Here is an 8,918-nt window from a genome sequence, read left to right on the forward strand (position 1 = left end):
ATCATTAGCGCACGCCGCCTCTTCCCGAAATATCCGCACCTTGAAAGTCTAATCAATCCGGAGCACCGGCGAAAAGCACCACGCCTTCACCGCCATCGACCGGCCAGTCCCGGATGGTGCGGTCGTAGCCGCCGGTCAGCACCGTGCCGTCGGCGGCGAACGCCACCGCGTAGACCGGTCCGGACCGGCTGTCGAACAGCGCGGTCTCGCTGCCGGTTTCCATATCCCACAGCCGTGCCGTGCCGTCGAGCGAGCCGGACAGCAGCCGCTTGGTGTCGGTCGACAGCGCCAGCGCATAGACCGTGCCCGAATGGCCCTCGAGGCGGCGGACTTCGCGGCCTGTGTCGAGATCCCAGACCTTGATCGTATAATCGCCGCTGCCGGTGATAAGATGGCGCCCGTCGGCCATGAACACCACGCCATAGGGGCCGCGCTCATGCCCGTGCCAGCTGCGCAGCTGCTTGCCAGCGCCGATGTCCCATAGTTTTAGCGTGCCCTCGATACTGCCGCTGATCGCGCGTGTGCCGTCGGGCGAGACGGCGACCCCGCTGATCGACCAGTCGTGCCCTGGCATCACATGCAGCACCGAGCCTTTCTCGATATCCCAGACGATGACCCTGCCGGTGTCGTGCCCGCTGACGGCACGTTTGCCATCGGGGCTGATCGCCAGCTTGTTGACGCCGCCGTTCTGGCCTGACGAGAAGACGTGCAGCACCGCGCCATCGGAGAGCTGGCGCAGCACGATCTCGCCATCGTCGCCCGCCGTCAGCGCCCGCGCCCCATCGGGCAGGAAAAGCGCGGTACGCGCCATGTCCTTGTGGATGCCAAGGGTGCGGATCAGGCGCTTGCCGTCGATATCCCAGAGCTTGATCGTGCGGTCGGTACTGGCGCTCATGATTGAGTGACCGTCGGACGCCACCGCCAGCCAGATGACGGGCTGGCGGTGGCCATCGGGCTGCGTCGGCTGCGGCGGCGGAGCCTGAGGCAGCGGCGCGACGGTCTGCGGTGGCGCAGCCGGGGCTGGAGCAGGCTCCGGCGGTGAGACAGGTGGGGCCAGCGCGACCTCGGATGGCGAGGCAGGAGCCGCTTCCGGTTCCGGGGCCGGTGCGCTGGTGACCTCTTGGCCTTCCGGCGCGCTCGGCACGGTTTGCTCGGCGATCAGGCTTTTGCCGGCGTCCTGTGGCTGCCGCGACCACGGGCTGAGTTGGTCGGCCACCAGAGCGAGCACGGCGAGGAACGGAACGACGGCAAGGAGCCGCCGCAGGCGTGGTCGTCCGCCGGGTTGCAGTTCGGCGCCCCTGCCGAACAGAGGCGTCTTCGGAGCGAGCGTCGATCGGCCCGGCAACAGGCCGGACCAGAACAGCAGGGCTGCAAGAGCTGAGACAACACCCGCTGTCGCGAAGAAAGCCAGGCGCACCGACGCGAAAGCGTCGCCGACACCCCCGCCGCCCAGCGCGAAATACACGCGTGTGAAGCAGAGCATGCCGATCGCCAGCAGCAGCATTGCCAGCAGCCTGTCGACAAACCTGTTCATCGGGCTCCCCTCGCGCCGCTGTCGCTTCGTCCGCAATGATGCAGGTCGGCGCCGGGCTTGTCGATGCCCGGTCAATTCCGAAGAGCGAAACAGCGAGCGCAAAACGCGCGCCGGCGCCAAAGCGCTCGATATGGCCTGGCGACACTCTTGGTCGCCGCAATGTTGCCCGGTCGCGCGCTAGAATCGCCTGCCAGGGAACTCAGCACCGAGGCCAAGTGATGGATGATTGGAAACTACCCTGGGACGGCGGCTGCCTGTGCGGCGGGATACGCTTTCGCATAAGTGCGCCGCCCTTGCTGACCATGGCCTGTCATTGCACCGGCTGTCAGAAGCTGAGCGCGAGTGCTTATTCCCTGACTATGGCGGTGCCAAGCAGCGGCTTCACCGTTACGCAAGGCGAGCCGGTGGTCGGCGGCATGCACGGCCCGCACCGGCAGCTCTACTGCCCGCACTGCAAGAACTGGATGTTCACCCATCCGCACGGCCTGGACTTCTTCGTCAATGTTCGCGCTACCATGCTCGACGAGCACAATTGGTACGTGCCCTTCGTCGAGGTCTTCACGTCGGAAAGGCTGCCCTGGGCCACGACCGCCGCCAGCCACAGCTTCGCCACCCAACCCGACCTTGAGGGGTACACACCTTTGATCGAGGCCTTCGCCCGCGAAGGCGCGCGACCAGGCTAAGGTTTCGCTCTACGATGGACCCCCACCCCTAACCCTCCCCACAAGGGGGAGGGAGACTTCGTTGGCGCCGAACTCGGCAAATTGCCTGCCTTTCGGCGCCAAAGGGGAAGTTAAAAAGCGCGCGGCAGCGTTCCCTCCCCCTTGTGGGGAGGGTTAGGGTGGGGGTCCACCTTCGCAAGAATCCAAATGCGATTGCCTTGCCCACAAGGGGGAGATTGGCTCTCCCCCTCACCGCAACTCCACCCAAACCGGCGCGTGGTCGCTGGCGCCGGGCTCGCCGCGGACGTCGCGGTCGATGCCTGCCCCGGCCAGCCGGCGCGTCAGTTTCTTGGACAGCAAGATATGGTCGAGCCGCAGGCCGGCGTCGCGCTGCCAGCGGTTGCGGCGATAATCCCAGAATGTGTAGAGCGTCTCCTTCGGGTGTTTTTTGCGCAGCGCGTCGGTCCAGCCCTGGTCGAGCAGCGCTGCGAAGGATTCCCGGCTCTCCGGCTGCACCAGCGCATTGTCGTCATAGGAGCGGGTCGGATAGATGTCGCGCGGCTCGGGCACGACGTTGTAGTCGCCGGCCAGCACCACCGGCAGGCCGGTGTCGAACAGTTCTTCCGCATGCGCGTTCAGGCGCTCGTGCCACGCCAGCTTGTAGGTGAATTTCGGGCCGGGTTGCGGGTTGCCGTTCGGCGCATAGAGGCAGGCGACGACGATGCCGCTGACCGCCGCCTCGATGTAGCGGGCCTGGTTGTCGCTGTCGTCGCCGGGCAGCGCCTCGCGGGTCAGAACGGGTTCTGAACCCCGCGCCAGTATGGCAACGCCGTTCCAGGTCGGCTGTCCCACCCAAACCGCACCATAGCCGGCCGCGGCGAGTGCTGTGCGCGGAAACTGCGTCTGCCTGGCTTTCAGCTCCTGCAGGCAGACGATGTCGGGGTTGGCGACAGTCAGCCAGGCGAGCAGGTTCTGCAGCCGGCCGTTGATGTTGTTGACGTTGAAGGTGGCGATCTTCATCGGCCTGCTTCAGCGCACGATGCGCTCGGTCCACGCCTTCACCGCATCGGCGAGTGTCTTCAGATGATCGGCGGCCGAAAAACCGGAGATGCTCTTGCGCGGCTTCAAATCGTGGTCGCCGTCTTCCAGCCACCGCATCTCGATGGCGTCGGAAAGATCGTAGGTCGCGACCTCGTCCCTGGTCCCGAATTCGTCGCGTGTGCCCTGAAAAATCAATGTCGGCGTCTTGAGACCGGCGAGGTGTTTTGTCCGAAGCTGCGTCGGTTTCCCCGGCGGATGGAAGGGATAGCCGAGGCAAAGCAGCCCTGAAATCTCGTCCTTCGAAAACATCTCGTCGGCGATCATCGAAGCGACGCGGCCGCCCATCGACTTGCCGCCGATGATGAGCGACCCGTTCACGCCCTTCGCCCTGAGGTCGGCGATCGCCTTGATGTATTCCGGGTTCACCGTCTCGGCGCGCGGCGGCGGCTTGCGGTGGCCGTAGCGGCGGGCCGCCATGTAGTGGAATTCAAAGCGCGCAACGCGGAACCCGGCTTCGGCCAGCGCTTTTGCCGTGGCGGTCATCGAGGCAGAATCCATCGGCGCGCCGGCGCCATGGGCGAGCAGGATGGTGATGGGAGCGGTTTCTGGGCCGTCGATGAGGAAGGTGGTCATGGGGAACTCCAACGTTGACGACCCCTTCTCCCCTTGTGGGAGAAGGTGGCCGAGCGAAGCTCGGTCGGATGAGGGGTGTTGGACGGAGCGCCAACGCCTCATTTCTTCCAGCACCCCTCATCCGTCTCGGCGCAAACGCGCCGATCCACCTTCTCCCACAAGGAGAGAAGGGAGCGCCATCGCCTCACCCCGACATCCGCGCCAGCTGCAAATCGATGAACTGAATACCCTTGGCCGCCATCCGCGCCCATTCGGAGCTGGCGTCGAGCTCGAGATAGCGCGCCCAGTTCCGCCGCGCCTCGGCGAGGTTGCCGGCGTCGAACTCCAGCCTTGCCAGGTTGAACACCGCGTCGGCATAGTTTTGGTCGAGCGCTATCGCCTTCTGCAGGTGCCGCCGCGCCGGGGCCTCGCGGCCCTCATCGCTCATCAGCCCGGCCAGATTGAACCAGGCCTCGACAAAGCCGGGGTCGCACTTGATGGCGCGGGCATAGTCGTGCGCCGCCTCGGCCGCGCGTCCGGCGGCGCGCAGGCAGTTGGCGCGGTTGAAGGCGGCGATCGCATCGCCCGGGTCGATGGCCAGGCAGCGCTGGTAGAGTGCCGCCGCCTGCTCGTGATCTTCAGCCTGTTCCGCCGCTTCAGCGTCGGCGAACAGTTCTTCCAGCGTGTCGTCATCCGGCGAGCCCAAATCGAACAGCAACTGGCCGTCGAGTTCGCTCTGGCCGCCTTCGAGGTAGATCTGATCGGCGCGCCCATGCTGCGAGCCGACATTCAGCGACTTGGCAGTCAGCGAGGCGATCGGACCGCAGCGGTGCACCGAGCGCGCGATCGCCCCCCACGAGGCGCCGCCGGCAATCAGCCCGGCATATTTGCGGGCCAGGATCAGGTCGCGAAACGAATAGGGTTCGCAATCATGCTCGAAGGCATCGAAAAGCGACAACAGGTCGAGGTCGGCGGCGGCAAGCCGCGACTGGTCAACGAGCGACTGCCTGGGCAGCGCCGAAGCCTCCGGCGCCTTGATCAGCCCGAGCAAGCGCAAAAAACCGTTTTCGCTGATCAGCTTGCGGCCGGTCGCGCGCTCGGCGGCGACGCGGCGCTCGATCTCGGCATCCCCGGCCTTGGCCAGAAGTTTGCGGCCGAACACGACATGGCTGGTGCGCCTGTTGACGCCGCGCCGCAACTGGCCCTGCCGGCGCTCGACTTCACGCGCCGCCAGCCTCAGCGGGAACGCCGCCAGCGCGCCGATGGCGCCGAAGACGCTGCCGGAAATCATACCGGTGGGCGCTGTCACCCTTTGCTCTTGCCGACGGCCTTGAGCAGATTGGCCTTGAGCGGATTTTCCTTGGCCGCGCCGGCGCCGCCCCTGGCGGATTTCGTTGCCGGTTTCGCCGCTTCATCGGCCTTGCTCTTGCTCTTGGCCGGCGGCTTGGCCGATTGCGACAGGCTGGCCTTCAGCGCATCCATCAGATTGATCACGTTGCCGCGCTCGGGCGCGGCGGCAATGATCGGCTTGTGGCCCTTGAGCTTCTCGCGGATCATCGCCATCAGCGCGATCTCATAGCGGTCCTCGTAGTTCTTCGGATCGAAGGTGGTTTCCTTCTGCTTGATCAGCGCTTCGGCGAGCTGCAGCATTTCCGGGTCGGGCTTGCCGGCCGGGATGTTGCCGAAATATTCAGCCGTGCCGCGCACTTCGTTCGGGTTCCTCAAGGTGCAGACGAACATGCCGTTCTCGCGCGCGCCGATCGTCACCACGCGCTCGCGGCTGGACAGCACCAGCCGCGCGATCGCCAGCTTACCGGACTTGCGCATCGCTTCGCGCAGCACGGCGAAGGTTTCCTCCGCCATCGCGCCATCCGGCGCCAGGTAGTAGGGGGCGTCCTGATAGATGACGTCGACCTCGCCCTCGTCGACAAAGGCTTCGATGTTCATCGTGTGGTTGGATTCGATGCGCACCGTCTCGAGGTCGGCATCGTCGATGATGATGTACTGCTTGTCCTCGTATTCGTAACCCTTGACCAGATCCGAGCGCTCGACCAGCCCGAGCTCGGGATCGACCGGCTTCATGTTGATGCGGTTGTGGGTGTCCTTGTGCAGCTGGTTGAAGCTGATGCGCTCACTGGCACTCGTCGCCGGATACAGCCGGACCGGACAGCTGACGAGACTGAGCTTGAGGTAACCTTTCCAACTTGCCCTGGGCGCCATGAAATTCTCCCTACGCGGCCGTGCACTGTCGAACATTTCGCAGCGCTTCGTCCAAAGGACGAACGACGCTGCGCAAAACCTACATCGCCCTCACAATACCGGCAAATCCCTAGCGAAATCTTCCATGTCGGCCCAAGGATCGCCGGAGGTGGCCAGAAGGTCCGGCAGCGAAGAATAATTCAAATCTTCCGGAGCGTCGATGGATTCCAGATCGGACCAGCTCACCGGCGTCGAAGCCGGCAGGTTTGTGCGGGCACGCAGCGAATAGGGTGCCGCCGAAGTGTGGCCGCGCGCGTTGCGATGAAAGTCGATGAAGATGCGCCGCTTGCGGTTGTCCTTGCCCATGGTGGTGGTGAAGGTGTCGGGCGCCGTGGCGGCCAATGCCGAGGAGATGGCGCTGGTCGCCTGGTGCAGCTTCTTCCAGTTCTGTTTTTGCGTCACCGGCACTGATATGTGGATGCCCTTGCCGCCCGAGGTTTTGGCAAACGGCACCAGCCCCATCGCCTCCAGTTCGGCGCGGATATGCACCGCCGCCTCGACCACCTCGCGCCAGCTAACGCCCTCGCCCGGATCGAGGTCGAAGACGATCAGGTCGGGTTTGTCGAGCCGCGTGCGATGGGTGCCCCAGGTGTGGAACTCGACGACGCCGAACTGCGCCAGCGCCAGATAGCCCTTGGCGTCCTCGACCGACAGGTAGGATTTGGTCTCGCCCTCGGAATTGGTCGCCTCAAAAGTCGCCACCGATTTCGGCATGCCGGTGAAGGCATGGCGCTGGAAGAAGCAGTCCTGCGGCTTGCCGGTCGGGCAGCGCACCAGCGACACCGGGCGGCCCAAAATGTGCGGCAGCATGAAGTCGCCGACCAGCGCGTAGTAGACGGCGATATCGAGCTTGGTCGGTCCGGTTCTGCCGAACAGCCGCCGCGTCGGGTTGGTCACCCAGATCGTGGCGAGGTCGGCCTCGGCGATCAGCCGCTTGCGCTTGGCCGATACAGGCGTCGACAGGCCGACATCGCGCAGCCCGCGGAACACGGCATGGCGCAGCGCATTATCGGTGGTCCGGTTGGCATAGTGGATATGGGCCGAAAGCAGCGGCCGCACCCAGTTCATCTCGCGCATGATCTCGCGTGGAACGCCTTCGGGTGCAGACGCGCCGGCGCGCAGCGGCTGCAGCCGGGCCAGCAACGCGTTCGCGGTGGCGGCGTCGAAGCCGGTGCCGACCTTGCCGCGATAGTGCAGCTCGCCATCCTCGAATTCGCCGAGCCCGAGTGCGGCCAGCCCCTCGGCTGCAGCGGAGGTGGTGTAGCCGGCGATGACGAAATCGCCGGTCTTCAGCGCCTTGGTCTTGGTCCACGTCTTGGTGCGGCCGCTCTGGTAGATCGCCGTGGCGCGCTTGGAGACGATGCCTTCCAGCCCCATCTCGGAGGCCTGGTCGTAGAGCGCCTGGCCATCGCCTTCGACATGGTCCGAGAACTGGATGGCGGAGTTGGCGCCCAGGCCTAACAGCAATTGCGACAGCAGCGCCTTGCGCCGACCGAGCGGCGCTTTTCTCAGGTCCCAGCCGTCGAGATACAACAGGTCGAAGGCATAGAAGTGGAGCTTGTTGCCGGCGCCCTCGGCCAGCGCCTCCTGCAAAAGGGCAAAGCGGCTGATGCCCCTGGCGTCGAGCACGACGACCTCGCCGTCGATGATTGCATCGCGGCAGGGCAGCCTGGCAAAGGCGAGCGGCAGGTCGCCATAGCGCCTGGTCCAGTCGAGGCCGGCGCGGGTGATCAATTTGACCACTCCGTCGGCCAGATGCGCCATGGTGCGATAGCCGTCGAATTTTATTTCGTGCAGCCAGATTTCGCGCGTTTTTTCGCCAGGGCCTTCGCCGCCCGGCGGCTTCGGAACCTGCGTGGCCAGCTGCGGCTCGATCCGGGAAGGCAGCGGCGCCTTGACCGCGCCCGGCAGCGCACCGGGTTTCAATGCCACCGGTTTCGCAAGCCTTGCGGCAGGCTTCGGGATTGCCACCAGCTCCTCGATGCGGCGGCCGGATTTGACGCTTTCCGGCCGGGCTTCCAGTATGTCGAGCCTGGCATCGGCGGCGAGGTCGCGCTCCTTGAACAGCAGCCAGTTCTTTTTGCCTTCATCCTCGCCGGGCTTCGGTTTCAGCCTGGTCAGCATCCAGCCGCCATTCAGCTTCTCGCCGGCGAGACGAAATTTGAAGGAGCCGGTGCGCAGGCTCTTTTCGACATCGTCCATCGGCGCCCAGACGCCGGTGTCCCAGACGATCATCGGCCCGCCGCCATATTCGCCCTCGGGAATGACGCCTTCGAAGTCGATATATTCAAACGGATGGTCCTCGGTCTCGACCGCCAGCCGCTTGTCGGCCGGATTGAGCGACGGGCCGCGAGGCACCGCCCAGCTCTTCAGCACATCGCCGACCTGCAGGCGAAGATCGTAATGGTCGGCAGTAGCGTGATGCTTGTGCACGACGAAGCGATTGCCTTCTGCGGCAACCGGCCCGCCGGCGGGCTCCGGCGTTTTGCGGAATTCGCGCTTGGCGCGATAGGCCTTGAGTTTGGAGGGAGCTGGCATGGGGCTAGGCGGTGATGGCGAACGAGCGAGCGTTCGCGCCTTCGTCATACCAGGACGGAGCGAACGCGAAGCGAAGTGCAGGCCCTGGGTTCCATGCCGTGACATCTGCCGAAGAATGCAGCGGTCCAGAACCGATCACCCTCCGTCGAGTTTCTTCACACCCCCCTCTGTCCTGCCGGACATCTCCCCCGCAAGGGGGGAGATTGGCAGTGTCACTGTGGCCGCCCTCTTGGCAACGTCGGAGGTTGGCGAAAGCATTCGTGACATCCGAT

Annotated in this window: 7 protein-coding genes; 1 reads left to right on the plus strand and 6 read right to left on the minus strand. The window is 65.2% G+C overall.

The genetic code is table 11. The annotated features are described in order from the left end of the window. Nucleotides 1-52: 52 nt before the first annotated feature. The gene (locus tag AC0L2A_RS28545; protein ID WP_473611626.1) at nt 53-1,534 is read right to left on the minus strand and encodes a WD40 repeat domain-containing protein; all 1,482 of its coding nucleotides are present in this window, start codon (nt 1,532-1,534) and stop codon (nt 53-55) included. Nucleotides 1,535-1,752: 218 nt separating this feature from the next. On the opposite strand from AC0L2A_RS28545, the gene AC0L2A_RS28550 reads away from it, so the two are divergent. Further along, on the plus strand, nt 1,753-2,217 hold the full coding sequence (locus tag AC0L2A_RS28550) for a GFA family protein (RefSeq protein WP_473611628.1): 465 nt from the start codon (nt 1,753-1,755) through the stop codon (nt 2,215-2,217). A 228-nt stretch (nt 2,218-2,445) separates the two neighbouring features. Here the strand turns inward: AC0L2A_RS28550 and AC0L2A_RS28555 are convergent, their stop codons facing one another. The 5 genes from AC0L2A_RS28555 to ligD all read right to left on the minus strand — a co-directional run bounded on the left by AC0L2A_RS28555 (nt 2,446) and on the right by ligD (nt 8,646). Then, nucleotides 2,446-3,216 carry an exodeoxyribonuclease III gene (locus AC0L2A_RS28555; protein ID WP_473611629.1) on the minus strand — a complete coding sequence of 257 codons (771 nt, stop codon included), beginning with the start codon at nt 3,214-3,216 and terminating at the stop codon, nt 2,446-2,448. 9 nt (nt 3,217-3,225) lie between these two features. Continuing rightward, on the minus strand, nt 3,226-3,870 hold the full coding sequence (locus AC0L2A_RS28560; RefSeq protein ID WP_473611630.1) for an alpha/beta hydrolase family protein: 645 nt from the start codon (nt 3,868-3,870) through the stop codon (nt 3,226-3,228). A 184-nt stretch (nt 3,871-4,054) separates the two neighbouring features. Further along, nucleotides 4,055-5,140, minus strand: a complete 1,086-nt coding sequence (locus AC0L2A_RS28565) for a tetratricopeptide repeat protein (protein ID WP_473611636.1) — start codon at nt 5,138-5,140, stop codon at nt 4,055-4,057. A gap of 14 nt (nt 5,141-5,154) precedes the next feature. Next, nucleotides 5,155-6,069, minus strand: coding sequence for a non-homologous end joining protein Ku (gene ku / locus AC0L2A_RS28570; RefSeq protein WP_473611632.1), 915 nt, complete (start codon nt 6,067-6,069; stop codon nt 5,155-5,157). A gap of 90 nt (nt 6,070-6,159) precedes the next feature. Beyond that, a complete protein-coding gene (ligD, locus tag AC0L2A_RS28575) occupies nt 6,160-8,646 on the minus strand; it encodes a DNA ligase D (RefSeq protein ID WP_473611633.1) in 2,487 nt (828 codons plus the stop codon). Between the last annotated feature and the right edge of the window lie 272 nt (nt 8,647-8,918).

Source organism: Mesorhizobium sp. WSM4844 (genome assembly GCF_055811775.1).